Source organism: Cytobacillus sp. FSL R7-0680 (genome assembly GCF_038009245.1).
Classification (GTDB): domain Bacteria; phylum Bacillota; class Bacilli; order Bacillales; family Cytobacillaceae; genus Cytobacillus; species Cytobacillus kochii.
This window is the reverse complement of record NZ_JBBPAO010000001.1, coordinates 1,476,524-1,496,709: the sequence shown is the minus strand read 5'-3', so window position 1 is coordinate 1,496,709 and position 20,186 is coordinate 1,476,524. Positions and strand designations below refer to the sequence as shown.

At 35.9% G+C, this 20,186-nt stretch carries 17 protein-coding genes; 15 read left to right on the top strand and 2 right to left on the bottom strand.

Features of this window, described 5'->3' with window-relative positions:
• Positions 1-57 precede the first annotated feature (57 nt).
• A complete protein-coding gene (locus MKY26_RS07455; RefSeq protein WP_224938395.1) occupies positions 58-873 on the top strand; it encodes an ATP-grasp domain-containing protein in 816 nt (271 codons plus the stop codon).
• 43 nt (positions 874-916) lie between these two features.
• On the opposite strand, the gene MKY26_RS07450 is transcribed toward MKY26_RS07455, so the two are convergent.
• Positions 917-1,087 carry an aspartyl-phosphate phosphatase Spo0E family protein gene (locus tag MKY26_RS07450; protein WP_095373048.1) on the bottom strand — a complete coding sequence of 57 codons (171 nt, stop codon included), beginning with the start codon at positions 1,085-1,087 and terminating at the stop codon, positions 917-919.
• Between the two features lie 346 nt (positions 1,088-1,433).
• Positions 1,434-2,810 (bottom strand): aspartate aminotransferase family protein, encoded by a 1,377-nt coding sequence (locus MKY26_RS07445; RefSeq protein ID WP_307313509.1) that lies wholly within the window; start codon positions 2,808-2,810, stop codon positions 1,434-1,436.
• Between the two features lie 223 nt (positions 2,811-3,033).
• On the opposite strand from MKY26_RS07445, the gene MKY26_RS07440 reads away from it, so the two are divergent.
• The 14 genes from MKY26_RS07440 to MKY26_RS07375 all read left to right on the top strand — a co-directional run bounded on the left by MKY26_RS07440 (position 3,034) and on the right by MKY26_RS07375 (position 20,178).
• The gene (locus MKY26_RS07440) at positions 3,034-3,900 is read left to right on the top strand and encodes a MurR/RpiR family transcriptional regulator (RefSeq protein ID WP_233435235.1); all 867 of its coding nucleotides are present in this window, start codon (positions 3,034-3,036) and stop codon (positions 3,898-3,900) included.
• Positions 3,901-3,912: 12 nt separating this feature from the next.
• Positions 3,913-4,698, top strand: a complete 786-nt coding sequence (locus tag MKY26_RS07435; RefSeq protein ID WP_095373050.1) for an SDR family oxidoreductase — start codon at positions 3,913-3,915, stop codon at positions 4,696-4,698.
• 112 nt (positions 4,699-4,810) lie between these two features.
• On the top strand, positions 4,811-6,697 hold the full coding sequence (gene htpG / locus MKY26_RS07430; RefSeq protein WP_095373051.1) for a molecular chaperone HtpG: 1,887 nt from the start codon (positions 4,811-4,813) through the stop codon (positions 6,695-6,697).
• Between the two features lie 292 nt (positions 6,698-6,989).
• The gene (locus MKY26_RS07425) at positions 6,990-7,388 is read left to right on the top strand and encodes a VOC family protein (RefSeq protein WP_322909469.1); all 399 of its coding nucleotides are present in this window, start codon (positions 6,990-6,992) and stop codon (positions 7,386-7,388) included.
• A gap of 704 nt (positions 7,389-8,092) precedes the next feature.
• The gene (locus MKY26_RS07420) at positions 8,093-9,460 is read left to right on the top strand and encodes an NAD(P)-dependent oxidoreductase (RefSeq protein WP_095373053.1); all 1,368 of its coding nucleotides are present in this window, start codon (positions 8,093-8,095) and stop codon (positions 9,458-9,460) included.
• A gap of 19 nt (positions 9,461-9,479) precedes the next feature.
• The gene (gene preA / locus MKY26_RS07415) at positions 9,480-10,766 is read left to right on the top strand and encodes an NAD-dependent dihydropyrimidine dehydrogenase subunit PreA (RefSeq protein WP_322909468.1); all 1,287 of its coding nucleotides are present in this window, start codon (positions 9,480-9,482) and stop codon (positions 10,764-10,766) included.
• A 24-nt stretch (positions 10,767-10,790) separates the two neighbouring features.
• The gene (gene hydA, locus MKY26_RS07410; protein ID WP_322909467.1) at positions 10,791-12,200 is read left to right on the top strand and encodes a dihydropyrimidinase; all 1,410 of its coding nucleotides are present in this window, start codon (positions 10,791-10,793) and stop codon (positions 12,198-12,200) included.
• Positions 12,201-12,292: 92 nt separating this feature from the next.
• A complete protein-coding gene (locus MKY26_RS07405) occupies positions 12,293-13,765 on the top strand; it encodes an NCS1 family transporter (protein ID WP_322909466.1) in 1,473 nt (490 codons plus the stop codon).
• A gap of 13 nt (positions 13,766-13,778) precedes the next feature.
• Entirely contained in the window at positions 13,779-13,991 is a 213-nt protein-coding gene (locus MKY26_RS07400) for a hypothetical protein (RefSeq protein ID WP_095373056.1), read from the top strand.
• A 21-nt stretch (positions 13,992-14,012) separates the two neighbouring features.
• On the top strand, positions 14,013-15,242 hold the full coding sequence (locus MKY26_RS07395) for a Zn-dependent hydrolase (RefSeq protein ID WP_322909465.1): 1,230 nt from the start codon (positions 14,013-14,015) through the stop codon (positions 15,240-15,242).
• 443 nt (positions 15,243-15,685) lie between these two features.
• A complete protein-coding gene (locus MKY26_RS07390) occupies positions 15,686-16,459 on the top strand; it encodes a 2,3-dihydro-2,3-dihydroxybenzoate dehydrogenase (RefSeq protein ID WP_095373058.1) in 774 nt (257 codons plus the stop codon).
• Between the two features lie 21 nt (positions 16,460-16,480).
• Positions 16,481-17,641 carry an isochorismate synthase gene (locus MKY26_RS07385; protein WP_095373059.1) on the top strand — a complete coding sequence of 387 codons (1,161 nt, stop codon included), beginning with the start codon at positions 16,481-16,483 and terminating at the stop codon, positions 17,639-17,641.
• A gap of 20 nt (positions 17,642-17,661) precedes the next feature.
• Positions 17,662-19,278, top strand: coding sequence for a (2,3-dihydroxybenzoyl)adenylate synthase (locus MKY26_RS07380; protein ID WP_322909463.1), 1,617 nt, complete (start codon positions 17,662-17,664; stop codon positions 19,276-19,278).
• Positions 19,279-19,293: 15 nt separating this feature from the next.
• Entirely contained in the window at positions 19,294-20,178 is an 885-nt protein-coding gene (locus tag MKY26_RS07375; RefSeq protein WP_341094538.1) for an isochorismatase family protein, read from the top strand.
• The last annotated feature ends 8 nt before the right edge of the window (positions 20,179-20,186 follow it).

Here is a 20,186-nt window from a genome sequence, read left to right as displayed (position 1 = left end):
ATTTTTTAACATCTGTAATACGGAAAAACTAATTGAATAATGAAGGTGAATGAATCAATGAAAATTGTTTCTTTTAATGCATTTCGCACGATTGGTATGCCCAATGTGCACTATATAAAGCCAGAACATATGTTTAAAGAAATAGATGCAATAAAGCAAGCTGACATCGTGTTATTTCCTGAAACGTGGCAAGTACCGTCACTTGTGTATGGGTTGAAGAAAAAGATTTTTCCTAGCATAGAAACAATGCAGCTAGGTTTTAGTAAAATTGAAATGACAAGGGCCCTTTGGTCGGTGAGTCCTGAGCATGCTCCCTATACTGAAATCCTTGCTAATACAAGGAGCAATATTGAGTATGTTTTAGATACTTTTCCCTTTCCTTTTGTAGCAAAAGAATCACGAAACTCTATGGGAAAAGGTGTTTTCCTCATCCAATCGAGAGAAGACTTTCTAACGTATTGTGAGAAAGTGGACGCTTTATATATCCAAGAATATTTACCGAATGATGGAAAAGATTTACGTATATGTGTGGTTGGGAATGAAGTATTGGGCGCCTATTGGAGAGTGGGACTAGAAGGAGAGTTTCTTCATAATATTGCACAAGGTGGAGAACTATGTGCCGATTTTATTCCCCAAGAAGCTATCGACCTTGTGTTAGATATTGCCGGTCAATTAGGTATTAATCACGCAGGGTTTGATGTCATGGTGAGCGAAGGGAAATACTATATTATCGAATTTAATGTGTTATTTGGGAATCAAGGATTAAATAAACTAGGAAAATCAGTTGAACAAACGATTTATCAATATTTATTATCACAATTTCTACCACCATTCCCAACATCGCCGACACCAGGAAATAAAGTTGTCTCTTAATGGTAAAAGCCTAATTTCTTTCCGTAGGAAACTAGGCTTTTACTTATTTATTAACTGCGTACTTTTCTTTTTGTACCATATTGATTAAGAGGTCGAGTTCCTCGCTTATTTGAATAGTGAACGGGTCTGATAGGCCAAAAATATCCCCGATAATTAAAAGCATTTCTCTTGTATCTTTTATCTGACTTTCAATATCTATAGAAGTTACCTGCATCTGTCATTACCTCGAATTCAAAATATCATAACTAATTACATTATCACATATTTTTACATATTATACAATCAATAGTTATCTGATTAAGTCATAACAGAGCTGCAGTTTTTATAGCCTGAATCAAAATGCTATAAATCTAGTAAAAGGATAAATGGTGTCATTCGCAGAATTCTACTTTCGTCTAGCACGAGAGGAAAAAGAATGAAAAAGAGAGAAAATTTAATAAATCATTGATGAGCATCAGATGGTGATAGAGAACGATAAATAGGTAAATTATGAATAGCACAAACAAAAACTAATTTTTAGGAGTTTTTGTTTGTGCTTATTCACTGGAAACAATTAATGATTATAAATCTTGTAAAGCTTTTTCGAATATCTCTAAGGTTCTATTAATTTCTAAATCAGTGTGTGCTGTAGATAGGCTGAAACGATTCATTGGTTTTGTATATAAACCATTAATTAATAATAATAGATCTAATCTTTTACGTAAGGAAAAATTCGCTTGCTGTAAGTCGCGATAATTCCATACTTCTTTATCAGTAAATACGATGTTAAAAATGGAACCGAGTCCAATGGTTTGCATCGCTAATCCTTTTCTATCAAAAAGACTTGTTAGTTCTTGTTTTAAACGATGTGTTCTAGCTATAACAGTAGAGATTTCATTTTGTAATACGTCAATGGTTGCCATCCCTGCAGCAAGGATTGAAGGGTGACCATTATATGTCCCGCTATGGAAAAGAACATCTTTGGCACTGGAGTTCTTACCTGTACTATGGTCAAAAACATCTGAGAAGGTAGAAGGGGCACAACACATCATAATCTCTTCTTTACCTCCAACCATACCAACAGGAAAACCTCCTCCAACTACTTTACCTAACGTTGTTACATCAGGTGAAATATGATAAATGGATTGTGCACCACCAAGCCCCAATCTAAAGCCGGTTTTTACTTCATCAAAGATTAAAACAATACCTAAGTCTTCCGTTATTTTTCTTAATCCAGTCATAAATTCTTGTGTAGCAGGGATAAAGCCACTTTGAGCAGGTTCTAAAATCACAGCTGCTACCTCATCTTTATGCTTTGTCAAAATTTCTGCTGTTGCTTCCAAATTATTAAAAGGTAAAACAATCGTATGAGTTTGGTGATAGGGGTCAACACCTTTAGATTCAATTAAAGCATTTGGTTCTGATGCTGGACCTGCTTGATCTACTTTTGGATTAACACTAATAAGCATTTGATCATATCCGCCATGGTAATGACCTTCAAACTTAGCAATCTTATATTTACCAGTGTAAGCATAGGCTAATCTTATTGATAATAAAGTTGCTTCAGTACCTGAGTTTGTATATCTAAGTTTTTCCATCGAAGGATAGAGTGCTTGTAATTTTTTTGCCATTTCGAGTTCAAGTTGATGAGGCGTCCCGAATAAATGTGTACCATTCACTTGCATTTGGTCAGCTAATGCTTTTTGCACTTTTGGGTGACCATGACCAAGCATTAAAGAGCCATAAGATAATAAGTAATCGATGTATTCATTGCCATCAATATCGAATAAATAAGCGCCACTACCCCTTTGCATAACAATTGGGTATGGATCAAAGTACTTAATATTTGCTGTTACACCGCCTGGCATATAGCTTTGGGCATCTAAAGAGAATTGATATGATTTACTCGTTTTTGCTTTTAATTGTTCGTGTACATCATCTAATGAACTTGTTTTCACTGTATTTTTCACCTCTATAATGAAATGTATATTTCATATTTATTAATATAAGAAATATATAGAACATGATACGCTGAAAAAATCTATTTGTGAAGTGTTAATTTCATTTTTAATAAAAATGAAATAAATAATTCATTAATGGTTATACAGATTATCAATTTTTAAGCTTTTCACGTATAATAAAATGTATGAGAAAGAAATCTGTTAATTTTGAAGAAAAGGTATGACTTACAAAATGGAGAATATCGAAAAGTTAATCACGGATCAATATCCGATAATGAGTAAATCTCAAAAGAAAATTGCTACATACATGCTAGATCATAAAAATGAAATTCCATTCTTAACTGTCGCTAAACTAGCCAAATCTACGAAAGTTAGTGAAGCTACTGTTGTTAGATTTGCCGTTTTTCTTGGATTTACTGGTTACTCTGATCTACAGCAATATATGCAAAGCTCTATTCAAAAACAACTCACTACAACAGAGAGATTGAGAATGTCATCAGATGTGTATGAACACGAAAGAGAAGGGGTTGTCTCTCTGTTCCAGGATGATATGGCTAACATTCAATTGACGATGGAAAAGTTAGATGAACAACAATTTATGAGAGCAGCACAATATATATTAGAGGGAAGAAGAATATACATCAGTGCCAATCGTAGTGCTCGGTCATTAGGTGTATTTCTGCAATATTATTTAAATATCATCCTTGGACATAGTGAATTAATCGGTGCTGCTGACACTGTATCTGAACAGTTATTTAAGTTGGATGAGCATGATGTAGTGATTGGTATCAGCTTTGCTCGTTATTCAATGAATACAATTGAACAAGTGCAATATGCAAAAGAACATGGAGCAAAAGTGATTGCTATTACTGATCATTTAACGTCACCATTAGTGCCATATGCAGACGTAGTATTAACTGCTTCTAGCAAGCTTCCAACGTTTATCGACTCCTTTACCGCACCACTTAGTTTAATTAATGCTTTAATTGTTTATTTAGGGAAAGAGCGGACAGAAGTTGTAGAAGAAAGATTAGAGAAGTTAGAAGACTTATGGGAGCGGTTTGATATATTTTATAGAAAGAAATAGGAGGAGTAGTCGATGGATTTAAAAATAAAAGGTAAAGTAGCTTTAGTATTAGCTTCCAGTCAAGGTTTAGGAAAGGCGATTGCCCTTGAATTAGCTAAGGAAGGCGCCAAAGTAATGATTTCGAGTAGAGATGAAAGTAAACTACAAGTCGTACAACAGGAGCTAAAATCAAGTGGTTTCATGGAAGTGGAGTACCAAGCGTGTGATATTACAAAACAGGAAGATATTACAGAACTTGTTCAAAAGACAAAAGCTACATATGGAACCATTGATATCCTTATCAATAATGCTGGAGGACCTCCTGGTGGCGGATTTGAGGATTTATCGGATGATGACTGGTATCGTTCGTTCGAATTAAATTTACTTAGCTACGTACGAACGATCCGAAGTGTATTGCCTGAAATGAAGAAACATGGCGGGAAAATCATCAATATTGCTTCCACATCTATTAAACAACCAATCCCAGGTTTATTATTATCTAATACATTTCGCTTAGGAATTGTCGGTTTGACTAAAACGCTTGCTGATGAATTGGCTCCGCATCAAATATTAATCAATACGGTTGCACCAGGTAGAATAGCAACAGATCGTATTGACTATCTTGATCAATTAACGGCTAATAGAAAGGGGATTTCGAAAGAAGAAGTGCAAAAAGCATCAGTACAATCGATCCCGTTAGGTCGTTATGGCACGCCCGAAGAATTTGCTCAATTTGTCACTTTCCTATGTTCAGATATTAATACTTACGTAACGGGTTCTTCTATTTTAATAGATGGCGGAATGGTGCGTTCTTTATAAATATTAACTATTGACTGGGAAAAAAGAGGATATTAAAATAGTATTAGCACTCTATAAGATAGAGTGCTAATTTAGTCTTTGAAAATTTCATGATAAAGGAGAGACTGTGAAGATGGCAGAAAAAATGCAATTCCAAGCTGAATCGAAACGATTGCTTGATATGATGGTACATTCTATTTATTCACAAAAAGAAGTGTTTTTACGTGAATTAATTTCTAATGCAAGTGATGCAATTGATAAAATTTATTATAAGGCGTTGACTGACGACCAACTTGTTTTCGAACAAGACGATTATTACATAAAGGTGATTCCTAATAAGGAAACACGCACATTAACCATTATTGATACAGGTATCGGAATGACAAAAGAAGAACTAGAAAATAATCTAGGTGTCATTGCTAAAAGTGGTTCCCTTGCTTTTAAATCAGAGAATGAAGCAAAAGATGGTCATGATATTATCGGGCAGTTCGGTGTCGGATTTTATGCAGCATTTATGGTAGCAGACGAGGTAAAAGTATTGTCCAAGGCGTTGCATAGTGACCAAGCTTATCTTTGGGAATCTCAAGGAGCCGATGGATATACTATTGTGGAAACAACGAAAGATCAAGTAGGTACAACCATCATACTTAAATTAAAAGAAAATGAAGAAGAAGAGAACTTTGATGATTTTCTTGATGAATATCAATTAAAATCAATTATTAAGAAATATTCTGATTTCATTCGTTATCCAATCAAAATGGATGTCACAACGAGTAAACCGAAAGAAGATAATGACAAAGAATTTGAAGAGATCATAGAAGAACAAACCATTAATAGCATGGTTCCAATTTGGCGTAAGAACAAAAATGAATTAACGGATGAAGATTATCAAAACTTCTATCAAGAGAAACGGTATGGGTTTGATCAGCCATTAAAGCATGTGCATGTAAGTGTCGATGGATCCATCCGATATAATGCCATTCTTTTTATCCCAGAAAATCGTCCATTTGATTATTACTCTCAAGAATATCAAAAAGGGTTAGAGTTATACTCAAATGGCGTGTTAATTATGGAGAAATGCCCAGACTTATTACCTGATCATTTCAGCTTTGTTAAAGGGATGGTTGATTCTGAAGATTTATCCTTAAATATTTCAAGAGAAATTCTCCAGCATGACCGTCAATTAAAATTGATTGCCAAAAATATTAATAAGAAAATTAAAAGCGAGTTAAAAACATTATTGAAAAATGAACGTGAACAATATGAGAAGTTCTATGAATCATTCGGTCGCCAAATCAAGTTTGGTGTGTACAATGAGTTTGGTACACATAAGGATTTATTAAAAGATTTACTATTGTTCTATTCGTCCAAAGAGAAAAAACTAGTAACATTAGATGAATATATAAGCAGAATGCCAGAAGAGCAAAAATATATTTATTATGCTACAGGTGATTCAATTGATCGTATTGACAAGTTACCACAAACAGAAATCGTAGCCGATAAAGGATATGAAATTCTTTATTTTACAGAGGATATTGATGAATTTGCGATTAAAATGCTTGTTAATTATGAAGAAAAAGAGTTTAAGTCAGTATCTAGTGGAGATTTAGGAATTGATGCGGAAGGCAAAGAAGAAGACAATGAAGATGAAGTAAAAGAAAATAAAGAAATATTAACGAAAATGTCAGAAATACTTACTGGTAAAGTAAAAGAGGTCCGTGCATCCAAACGACTAAAATCTCATCCTGTTTGTTTATCAGCTGATGGTGAAGTAACCATTGAAATGGAAAAAGTATTAAGTATGATGCCAGATAATCAAAATGTCAAAGCAGATAAAGTACTTGAACTGAATATCCACCATTCTGTCTTCAATAGTATCCAAGCTGCATTTAATAATAATGATGATGAAAAATTAGCTTTATATACCAATTTACTTTATAACCAAGCATTACTTATTGAAGGCTTATCTGTGGAAGACCCGGTAGCGTTCACAAATGATATCTGTAAGGTAATGCAATAATCTCCTTTGAAATAATTTTTTCAACATTAGGCCCGATCGATTATTCGGGTCTATTTTAATTTACGCCGTTTCCGATTATTTTGGGTTAACTTCATCGTGGTTAAGGAAGCATTTCAATTTGTAAGAAGGGGTAAATGTACTTTCAAAGGAACAATTAGTGCTTGTTAAAGCTATTAGAAATGACTTGTTTCCAGGAAATTGATAAGCTTATTATACGTTAAAATCGTTTTCATAGTGATAACGGAAAGTACAAGATGTATTATATTTAATTTTACATTTAGGAGGGATATAAATGATTTTTGAAATGACTACTCAAGTTAGAGTTGCCAATATTGAAGAAGGGCAAAAGTGGTATGAAACACTGCTTAATAAGAAGCCTGATTTTACTCCACATGAGGGGTTCGCTGAGTGGAAACTCATTCCTGGATGTTGGTTGCAGGTCGCAGAAGGAACTCTTTCCGAGGGTAACGGACCTCTGCGTTTAGGAGTTACTAATATTGAGGCTGAAAGAGACAGACTTATAGAAGTTTTAAAAATCAATAGGTTTGAAATACATTCAAGACCTGAAGTACCAGTGAAATGGGGAACTTTCACAGACCCATGGGGAAATCGACTTGGTTTTTTCGAATACTTAGATAAGGGAGAAGAGCAAGAACGTATTAAAACGATCAAAGGAACAATAAAAGTTTGAAAAAGTCTGGTAAGAAAGGGAACAACGAGAGAGGTTCTCTTTCATTTATGTAAAAAACAACAAGGTCACGAAAAACAGTGTTAATTTAAAGTAGATCAATAATTAAGAAATAGGTATATACCTAATAAACATAAGAAGTCTGTAAAAAATGATCTTTGAAAAACACTTGCTTTGTATGAGCTCACTACTGTTTTCGTTTTTCCATACAGAAAAAATAAATAGAAATAACATTATAGTGAATTGCAAAGTCCTTTCCACTCGTATCCTCTTAAAAAAACATCTCTAGGGTCTTGTAAAGGCTCTCCCTAATAATTCTTTACATTAATATTTAAGGTTTATGATTCTATTTCTTACAAGATCTTAAAACAAGCATTATTCAATTATTATTTGTGAGACATAATAAATTGCGTCGGCTTGCCATTTAAGGATATAAAAGAACAATAATATTTACAGGGTATGTAAGGATAAATAACATTTGAAAATTAGAAAGAAAAAACTATTTGGAACAAGTATTAAGTGAAGCGCTTACAAACCTTTGCTTTTTACATTTTGACAAGCAAGACTAGTGAACTATTTTACGAATTGTATAATGATTAATCGATTAGAACACAGTAAAATGATTATAAGATTCTAACAATTCAGTTTAATTAATGTTAGAAAAACTAACATTCAAAGATGCTATCTTTTAAGGAGGTTACTCTATAGTGAAAAGCGACCGAAAAGAGACATTAGCAACACTAAAGCTGAACTTTGAAGAAGTAGAACCGCCTTTTTCTAAGCATGATGCACTGGATGAGGCCAATCGATGTTTGTATTGTTATGATGCTCCTTGTATTCAAGCGTGTCCAACGGGAATTGATATCCCTAGTTTTATTAAAAAAATTGCCACAGATAATTTATTTGGATCTGCAAAAACAATTATGTCTGCTAATCCTGTAGGAGCTAGTTGTGCGCGCGTTTGCCCGACAGAAGAACTTTGTGAAGGCGCATGTGTACTCAATCATTCTACTAAACCTATTTTAATAGGAAATTTACAAAGGTATGCTACGGACTGGGCAATTAAGAATGAAGCGACCCTGTTTCATGCTGGAAAGCCAAATGGAAAGAAAGTAGCTATTATAGGAAGTGGTCCTGCCGGTTTATCAGCAGCCAGAGAATTAGCAAGAATGGGTTATAAAGTGACGATTTACGAAGCAGAAAGTGAAGCGGGAGGATTAAATACTTACGGAATCGTCTCATTTAGATTACCGCAGAATATATCTTTTTGGGAAGTAGAACAAGTAAAAAAATTGAATGTAGAAATTGTTACAAATACGAGGGTAGGGGTAGATATCTCTGCTAAAGAAATTCTGGAACAAAATGATGCTGTTGTTTTAGCCATTGGTATGTCATCTGTACCAGAATTGGGCATTCTTGGTGAAGACTTAAATGGCGTTCATGATGCGATTGAATTTGTAAAAGAAACAAAGACAGCACCAATTCATGATGACTTATACAAAAAAAAGGTAGCAGTAATCGGGGCTGGTAATACGGCTATCGATGCTGCAACTTGTTCAGTTAGATTAGGAGCGGATAATGTCAAAATTTTATATAGAAGAACGTTGGCTGAGATGACTGCTTATGATTTTGAATATGAATTTGCAAAGCAGGATGGTGTCGAATTTCGATGGTTAACAGCTCCGGTTGAAATTTTAGGAGATGAGGAAGGGAAAGTTACAGGTATTAAATGTGTCAAGATGACTTTATCGGAACCTGGTGAAGATGGAAGGAGACGTCCTGTACCCTTAACTGATTCTGAATTTACCATTGAAGTAGATGCAGTGATTAAAGCGATCGGACAAAGTCGTTATATTGATTTAATAGAACAATTTGAAATTAGTCACGATGGTGGTGTTGTGACAATAGATAGTGAAAGCTTTCAAACATCTAACAGTAAGGTATTTGCCTGTGGAGATTGTATATTTGGTAGAGGACAAGGTGAAGCAATGGTTGTGTCTGCTGCACAACAAGGAAAAGCGAGTGCTATAAGCATCCACCGCACTCTATTAAAAGAAACGATAGAAACTGCTTAAATATCTTGGAGGTGAAATAATGGCAGATTTAAGTACAAATATAGCTGGAATTAAATCCCCAAATCCATTTTGGTTAGCTTCAGCTCCGCCAACCAATTCAGGTTATCAAGTACAGCGCGCCTTTGAAGCTGGGTGGGGAGGTGCAGTTTGGAAAACATTAGGTGACCCCATTTTAAATGTTTCTTCACGTTTTGCAGCAGTGAGTTTTAATGGTCAAAAAGTAGCAGGGTTTAATAATATTGAGTTAATTACTGATCGACCGTTGGAAGTAAATCTGAGAGAAATCTATGAAACAAAAAAGAAATATCCTAATCATGCAATCATTGCTTCGTTGATGGTCGAACCGAAACAAGAAAAATGGCATGAAATTGTCAAGAAGGTGGAAGAAGTAGGTGTCGATGGACTGGAATTAAATTTCGGTTGTCCCCATGGGATGGCTGAAAGAGGAATGGGAGCAGCCTCAGGTCAAGTACCAGCACTTGTTGAGCAACAAACTTATTGGGTAAAAGAAGTAGCGAAGACACCGGTAATCGTGAAACTAACACCAAATATCACCGATATAACTGCAACAGCTGAGGCGGCGGTTAATGGTGGAGCAGATGCAATTAGTATGATTAACACGATTAATAGTTTAGCAGGTGTAGATATTGAAACGTGGAATACCATTCCGCATGTTGGAGGGAAGGGTGCCCACGGTGGCTATTGCGGACCTGCAGTGAAACCAATTGCTCTAAATATGGTTGGAGAATGTGCCCGTAATAGTAGAATTGGTGTGCCAATCTCAGGAATTGGTGGGATATCTAATTGGCAAGATGCTGTGGAGTTTATGCTCATGGGTTCAACAAGCGTACAAGTTTGTACAGCGGCCATGCATCATGGCTTCCGCATCGTAGAAGATATGATTGATGGCCTGAATTATTATTTAGATCGTAAAGGGATCGCTTCGGTAAATGAAATCATCGGTAAGTCTGTACCGAAATATTCTGATTGGGGCGATTTAGATCTAAACTATCAAATTGTCGCACACATTAATAATGATGTTTGTATTAATTGTAATAAATGCCATATTGCCTGTGAAGATACCTCCCATCAATGTATTGATATGCTGACCGGAACTGATGGTAAGCCTTATCTCCAAGTTCGCGAAGAAGATTGCGTCGGTTGTAATTTATGTTCGATTGTTTGTCCTGTAGATGGAGCAATCGATATGGTCGAAAAACGAAATGAACTACCACCTATGACTTGGAATGAAAGGCAAGAAGCCATTGCAAATATAAGCTATGTTGCAAATAGTACAGCGAAGTAAAAGAGTGAGAAAGGGTGGTTACTTATGAAAAAAATCATAAAAAATGGAGTAATTGTTACAGCAACAGATACTTACAAAGCAGATATCCTAATTGAAGATGAAACAATTATGCAAATCGGAGAGAATATTCAAGAGAGTGGTGCGGAAATCGTTGATGCAAAAGGACATTATGTCTTCCCAGGTGCGATTGACCCCCATACTCACTTAGACATGCCTTTTGGTGGAACGGTCACTAAAGATGATTTTGAAACGGGTACAAAAGCTGCCGCATTTGGTGGAACAACTACGATTGTTGATTTTTGTTTAACGACAAAAGGGAAATCACTCAGTAGCGCGGTTGAAACTTGGCATCAAAAATCAAAAAATAAAGCGGTCATTGACTATGGTTTTCACTTGCAAATTGTTGAGAGCAGTGACGCTGTATTAGCAGAGATACCGAAAATGGTTGAGGAAGAAGGCATAACTTCATTAAAAGTATTTATGGCTTATAAAAATCAATTCCAAGCAGATGATGAGACCCTATATAAAACTTTACTTGCCGCTAAAGAACTTGGGGCACTTGTCATGGTGCATGCTGAAAATGGTGATGTGATTGATTATTTAGTAAAAGACGCATTAGCAAAAGGAAATACTGACCCTATTTATCATGCTTTAACTCGTCCCCCTGAAGCAGAGGCAGAAGCAACAGGTAGAGCTGCAACACTTACCGGACTTGCTGGATCCCAATTATATGTCGTGCATGTATCGTGTGCAGATGCGGCTAAAAAAATAGCTGAAGCTAGAAGTCAAGGTATTGATATCTGGGGTGAAACCTGTCCGCAATATTTGGTCTTGGATCAAACCTATTTGGAGAAACCAGATTTTGAAGGAGCTAAATATGTTTGGTCACCGCCATTAAGAGAAAAATGGAATCAAGATCATTTATGGAATGCGTTAAAGACAGGTCAATTACAAACGCTCGGATCTGATCAATGTTCTTTTGATTTTGTTGGTCAGAAAGACTTAGGAAAAGGTGATTTTTCTAAGATTCCAAATGGTGGTCCATTAATTGAAGATCGCGTAAGTATTTTATTTTCAGAAGGTGTGAAAAAAGGGAGATTATCGCTTAATCAATTCGTAGAGATTACTTCAACCCGTGTAGCTAAATTGTTTGGATTATATCCGAAAAAGGGTACGATAGCTGTTGGCGCTGATGCTGATCTTGTTATCTATGATGGCAATGTCGAAAGGACGTTGTCGGCTAAAACGCATCATATGGCAGTTGACTACAATCCTTTTGAAGGCATGAAAATTACAGGAGAACCTATTTCAGTGTTATCTAGGGGTAACTTTATCATCAAAGATAAACAATTTGTAGGAGAAGCAGGTCAGGGTAAATTTATTAAGCGTGCTAAATACGGAGAAACATTAGAAAAACTACCAACAATGATTTAACTTTTATTGCGCCCTGCTGAAATGATTTCAGCAGGGTATCCAACTTCAAGAACTTTACTAAATGTGTTGTTCATATTAAGGGGGTGTCCATATTGGAGAAGAAAGATAATTATTTAAAATCACCGGACCTAATGCCAATTGGTTATAAGGAAAGGAAAATTGGTACTTTTGGTTTTGCAGTTATTTGGATTGGTATGGCGATTGTGCTAGCAGCATTTGCTATTGGTGGTGGCGGAATTGTTCATTTATCGCTTCCTATGGTTCTGTTAGCAACCATTATCGGCTCAGTGGTCATTGGGATATTGATGTCCTTAATTGGTGATATTGGTGTGGAACATGGACTTTCTTTTCCTGTATACATGCGGGCGCCGTTTGGAACAATTGGCACACATATTCCTTCGGTTGTTAGGGGGATAACTGCTTCATGTTGGTTTGGCATAAACACTTATTTTGGTGCTTCCGCTATAAACGGGATACTTAATCTTCTTTTTGGCTTTGATCAGTGGTTCGTATGTTTTATTCTTTTTGCTGCTGCACAATTAATCAATACAGCATTAGGGATTAAATCGATTGAAAGGTTTGCTGATTTAGCTGCCCCTATTATTATTATAATCTCATGTTGGATGTATATTACATTATCAGATAATGCAACAAGCCAAGGTAAAGATGTCTGGACCTGGGTGGAAAATCCTGCGACAGGTGTAACTGCTTTTACAGCTTTTATGGTTGTTATTATGGCAAATATGGGCTTTTGGGCTACCCTTGCAGCAGATATGCCAAGCTTATCAAGATTCTTTAAAGCCCCAAGAAATGAGAGGAATTGGTTTAAACGCAATAAATCTCAGTTAATTGGTAATATCATCGTGATGCCAATTGTGAATACATTCATGATTGCGATTGGCGCTGTATCATATATGGCAGTTAGCACATCAGATCCAATTGTGGCATTACAAGAATCAGCTAGTGGATTTATTTTAGGCATTCTTCTATTAATGATTGTTTTAGCACAGTGGTCTACAAATACTTCGGCCAACATTATACCAGCAGCAACTGTTTTCTCTAATGTAGGCGGGCCGAAAGTACCTTTTTGGGTAGGGGTCATTTTTGCAGGAATCATTGGTACTCTTGCGCAACCATGGAGCTTGTTTGATGTGCTTAATCAAGCGCTATTAGTCATTGGGGGAATCCTAACATCTATCGTTGGTATATTATTTGCTGATTATTATTTATTAAGAAAAAGAAGAGTAAATGTGCCAGCATTATATGAGAATGAAGGGCAATTCAAATATTTTGCAGGTTTTAATGGTGCTGGACTAATTGCTTGGATTGTCGGGGGGATATGTGCAAATCTATTGTCTACTTACTCTTCCATTGTAGGTTTTGTCGTTGGAGCCGTTCTCTATTATGTTTTAGCGAAGTACTGGTGGTTTAAAAAATACAAGCAAAGCGAAATGAATGATCCTAGTGATGAGAAATACTTGGGAATTACAGTCGGAAGAGATTGGGTTTTATCTATTGATGAACAGGAAATAGTAAATACTAAAGTCAAAGAAAAAGTCCAATAAAGGAGATGGTCAAATGTCTGAGCACATTGAATATATGAAAGAAAAAACAAGCATTGATGTCCTGTTAAATAACGGTTATACAATTAAAAGCATTACAGAGAATTTAAGTGGTGCCTTTGTGGAGTTTGAGAGAATTACAGGTTCAACGATTTACTCTGAAACGTTACACATATTAACAGCTGATGCACGCAAGTATTTTTCTGTCCATTTAATTAATCGTAAATAAGTAGTTGAAGGAGATGACATTTTGGAGAAACAAAAAGTAAGGATTAATAGTGAGAGATTAACAGAAACGATTGAACATTTCGCGAATTTTGGTAGGACAGAGAATAATGGTGTAACAAGATTAGCTCTATCAGAAGAAGATCGTTTAGCACGAGAATATTTTAAAACCTGCTGTGAAGCACTGAAAATGGAAGTAAAAACTGATGATATGGGTAATATGTATGCTCTCTTACCAGGTTTAGAAGAGCGTCCACCGGTGGTCATCGGTTCCCACCTTGATTCAGTAAAATGCGGAGGTCGTTTCGACGGTGTTTTAGGGGTAATTACAGGTTTAGAAATTGTGAGAACACTTGTTGACAATAATATTACACCTAAGATTCCTATTATGTTAGTTAATTTTACGAATGAAGAAGGTGCTAGATTTGAACCTTCAATGATGTCCTCCGGAGTTTTAAGTGGAAAGTTCGATAGTGAAAAGATGCTGAACAAAAAAGATGCTGATGGCAAGGTCTTTAAAGAAGAGTTGGCGAAGATCGGTTTCAATGGCTCTGAAGCCAATAGATTAAAAGAAGCGTATGCCTTTTTAGAGCTACATATTGAACAAGGGCCGGTTCTTCAGCATGAAGAGTTGAAGATTGGTGTAGTTGACTGTGTAGTAGGGATGGTCTGTTATGAAATTAAAATCGTAGGTGACTCTAATCATGCGGGCACGACGCCTATGCATTTACGTAAAGATGCACTATTTACAACCAATAACTTTATTCAAGATATTAGAAATGAATTAAGTAGTTTACCAGATGACCTCGTATTTACTATGGGAAGACTAGATGTTTCTCCTAATGTTCATACGGTTATTCCAAATGAAGTAATCTTTACTATAGAAGCAAGGCATAAGGAACCTGAAGTAATGGCAATTGTAGAAGAAAAAATAAAAAAAGTACAAGAAACCGTAAATAGTGAAGGATGTACTGTATCCATTGAAAAACTCTGGGATCGCTCGACCGTCCATTTTGATAATGAAATGGTTCAATTACTAGAAAGTGTGACAAAAGAACAGAGATTACCATATAAAAAAATGGCCAGTGGTGCAGGGCATGATGCTCAGTTTATCGCAAGTATGATTCCTACTGCTATGTTATTTGTACCTAGTATAAATGGAAAAAGCCATAGCGAAGATGAATTTACTCCATATAACGATTGTGCAGCAGGTGTCAATGTAATGTTAGAGGCTGTATTGGAACTTGTAAAATAATAGAATGAACAAAGAAACGAACTTAACAGTGACATTCACTTAGAGTTCGTTTCTTTTTTATCTGGAGTTTAATAGAAAATAAAGGTTTTTTAAAAGAAAAATGAATGAATTTCCAAAAAAGCACCTGTATTTTTTACTATAGATATTTAAATAACTTTTCCTACATTTATAAAATTTTTTGGTTCAATCGATCGTCATTCAATCCTTAATTTTCCATTAAAAACAAATCAATCCGATAAAAAACCATTCGTTTTCATCGAAATAGGATTTTTTTCCTCCTTGACGAATATTAGGAATCTATACTATTGTTAATATTGTGATGTGATAATGAGAATCATTATCATTTCAAGCGGAATTTTTTTTCTAACAATCTAAGAAAGAAATGAACGCTTTCTTTTTTAATTTTAATTGAGAATGATTATCTGTTGAGAAAGGGTGTTCTGATGCTTAAAGGAAAAGTTGCAGTCATCTCAGGTGCAGCAAAAGGAATGGGTGCCGCTTTAGTCAAGCGTCTCTGTTTTGAAGGTTGCCAAGTGGTTGGGTTAGATATCGAAGCAGAAAAACTAAAACAACTATCGGAAGAGTTATCAAACCGGGATCAAACATTTGAAGGCTACATCTGTGATGTATCAAATAAAGCACATGTAACAGATACGATACAACTAGTAATAGAAAAATATAAAACGATTGATATTCTTGTCAATGTTGCTGGAGTGATATCAGTAAATCCGATTCAATCTATGACAATGGATGAATGGGAACATACTTTTTCTATTAATACAAATGGAGTATTTTATCTATCCCAAGAGGTGAGTAAAGTGATGATTGCCAAACAATCTGGGGCAATTGTTACAGTTAGTTCAAACGCAGCATCTGTACCGAGAACATCTATGTCAGCGTATTGTGCATCAAAAGCTGCTTCTCTCATGTTTACAAGATGTTTAGGGTTAGAGCTTGCAAAATACAATATACGTTGCAATATTGTTTCGCCAGGTGCCACTGACACAGATATGCAAAGAGACTTCTGGAAGGACGGTGCTATTGAGCAAGGAATTAAGGGTGTTCAAGAAGAATATCGCGTAGGTATTCCATTACAAAGGATTGCCACTCCGGAAAATATTGTTGATTCGATTCTTTACCTCGTTTCAGATCAGGCAAGTCATATCACTATGAATAATATTGTGATAGATGGTGGAGCGAGCTTAGGTGCACAATGACGAAAAAAGAGGTGAATATTAATGGCGATATTACAAGAAAAAAGCGTCAATAAAATGGCGGATTTATATAATAATGGCGATAGTTTCCTTGGTTTTCCCACAAAACATATTTTAGCAAAGGGAAAGGAAGTTGAATTACATACGGAAGAACAGGAAGGAAAATCCTTTAGTGAACGGGTGGATTTACTTTGGCAGAAGTGTCCCCGGACATATGGACATCATGATCTGATGATAGCAGCTTTTCCTTTCGATCAAAAGGATGTGGCAACCTTATTCATCCCTAAAGAAGTGATGTTGGAGAAACCGTTGACTAGTACAAGATATCAAGAAGGAAATCGACTCCCATTACCTAATAAGGTGAATTTTCATCCACAACCACAGGAATATATGATGATGGTCGAAAAGGCTGTAGCGAGAATAAAAAATGCAGAGCTTAAAAAGGTTGTTTTAGGCCGTTTAATGCAAATTGAGTTTAGTAAAAACGTGAATATTCGTTATGTTTTACAGAATTTATTAGCAGATAATGAAGATAAATTTAATTTTGCGGTTCATTTATCAGATGAAAAAAATACGTTGATAGGATCTAGCCCGGAATTGCTGATTAAAAAAGAGGGAGGAAAAGTGATTACCAATCCTTTAGCAGGTTCAAGACCGAGGATGGCGAACGAAGAGGATGATAAAAGGATGGCCCAAGAATTAAGTTGCTCTGAAAAAGATTTATATGAACATCGCCTTGTCGTTGAAGCGATTGAAAGAAATCTTAAGCCATATTGTCGAACACTAACTGTTCCCGCTCGACCTTCTGTTATTTCTACAAAAACGATGTGGCATCTTTCAACAAAAATAGAAGGGGAGTTGTATGACGAAGGCGTTTCATCTGTTCAATTAGCCGAGAGTATTCACCCGACACCAGCTATTTGTGGTACTCCAGCAGTTGAAGCTTTTCAATTGTTGAATGAACTCGAGCCATATAATCGTCATTATTTCACAGGGATGATTGGTTATAGTAAAAGGAACGGTGATGGAGAGTGGGCGATTTCGATTAGATGTGCAGAACTGAGTCAACGAAAAATGAAGTTATTTGCTGGAGCAGGAATTGTCGCTCAGTCAGTACCACAAGAAGAATGTGATGAAACGGCCGCAAAATTAAAAACGATGTTAAGTGCATTAGGTATTGAATAATTCATAAAGGAGAGTTGTAAATGTTACAAGGATATACACCTTGGCCAGATGAATTGGCAACAAAATATCGCTCAAATGGATGCTGGACTGGTGAAACTTTTGGTGAAGTATTAGAAAGGATGGCAACATTAACACCGACATCCATTGCACTGATTGAAGGAAATCGTAAAGTTACGTATGAAGAGTTAAATGATAGAGCCAATCGCTTAGCCCATGGATTCATCCATCTTGGGATAAAGAAGCAAGATCGAGTAGTATTGCAACTTACCAATACCATTACCTTTTTTGAAGTTTGTTTTGCGCTATTCCGTATGGGGGCTCTCCCTATTTTCTCTTTGCCATTGCATCGACAAACAGAAATTACTTACTTTTGTGAACATACAAAAGCCGTTGCTTATGTGATACCTGATGTTTTTGATAGACATGATTATGTGAAGATGGCCAGAGAAGTGAAAGGAAAAGTCAATACATTACAACATATTATTGTCGCAGGAGATGAGCAGGAGTTTTTAAACGTTGAAGCACTAATGTCTGAAGAATCTGTGAATCTACCAAATATTTCGGGTAGCGACTTAGCATTTTTCCAATTATCTGGTGGAAGTACTGGGTTGCCTAAGTTAATTCCGAGAACACATGATGAGTATTTATATAGTATTCGAAAAAGTGTAGAAATCTGTGAATTAAGTGAAAGGACGAAATATCTAGCTGTATTACCAGTAGCACATAACTTCACGATGAGTTCACCTGGTGTTTTTGGTGTCTTATATGCTGGTGGGTGCATCATTTTAAGTCCCGATCCTAGTCCAGATACGGCATTTCCATTAATCGAAAAAGAAAAAGTCAACTTTACATCACTCGTTCCTCCGCTAGCAATTATTTGGATTGAGGCAAAGAAGTCAAGAGATTATGATCTTACTAGCTTAGAGGTGATTCAAGTAGGTGGGGCAAAATGTAGTGCTGAAGTAGCGAAAAAAGTGGGACCTAGCTTCGGCTGTTCACTACAACAAGTTTTTGGCATGGCTGAAGGATTGGTTAATTATACGAGATTAGATGATACAGATGAGAAAATCGTTTATACACAAGGGAGACCAATGTCTGAATTTGATGAGATTCGTATTGTAGATGAAGAGGATCAGTCTATTGCCGTTGGTGATACGGGCCATTTACAAGTAAGAGGACCTTACACGATAATTGCCTATTACAATGCAGAGACTCATAACGAAAAAGCATTTACTCATGATGGCTTTTATCGGACAGGAGATATTGTTAAACAAACGGAAGATGGTTATTTAATCGTAGAAGGAAGAGATAAGGACCAAATTAATCGTGGTGGAGAAAAGATTGCTGCTGAAGAGGTTGAGAATTATTTGCTCTCACATGAAGATGTATTAGATGCAGCAATTGTCAGTATGCCAGATGCATTCCTTGGTGAAAGATCTTGTGCATTTATTATCTCGCAAAACGAACAGCTGACAGGTCAAGCTTTGAAGTCGTTTCTACAATTAAAAGGAATTGCCGCATTTAAGATACCTGACCGTTTTGAATTTGTACATGAGTTTCCACAAACACCACTTGGAAAAGTAAGTAAAAAAAGCTTAAGAGAAATCATCCAAGAAAAATTAGCTACTAAAATATAAAAGGAGAGATTCCCTATGTCAATACCAAAAATCAAAACCTATCCATTACCTGAGGCAAATAGTTTACCAATAAATAAAGTAGATTGGCAGCTTGATAATAAGCGCGCAGTACTGCTAATTCATGATATGCAAAATTATTTTATCAACTATTATGAGAATGGTTCTCAATTGATTGAGGGAGTAATTGAAAATATTGCTCATGTAAAAGCTTATTGTCAAAGTAAAAATATACCCATTGTCTATACGGCACAACCAGGTAATCAAAAAGATGAAGACCGTGCCTTATTAACCGATTTTTGGGGACCAGGACTAACCGAAGATGAAGCGCAAACAGGTATTGTACCTGAGTTGGCACCAACAGACAATGATACGATTCAAACAAAATGGAGATATAGTGCTTTTAAGAAATCAAATTTACTTGATCGTATGAAAGAAGATGGTCGTGATCAACTTATTATATGTGGTGTGTATGCACATATAGGTTGTTTAGCTACGGCAATGGAAGCATTTATGTATGATATCCAACCATTTCTAATTGCCGATGCAGTAGCTGATTTCTCTTATGAGGAACATGTACAGGCATTAAATTATACAGCAACTAGATGTGGGAAGGTTTTATTAACAGAAGCACTACTTCATGATTTATCAGGAAAAAACGCATCTAATCGTGCGCACAGTGAAATAAAGGCAAAAGTAGCAGAGATACTAGATATCTCCCCTAGTGAAATCAAGGATGATGATGACTTAGTGAGCTTAGGGTTAGACTCCATTAGGATGATGACGTTAGTAGAAGAATGGCGAGCTGAAGGAGCAGATGTAAACTTTATGAAAATGGCATCAAATCCAACTCTACAAGCTTGGTATGAAATGTTTCCACAAACAGACGAAGTCTATTCTTAAAAGGAGGA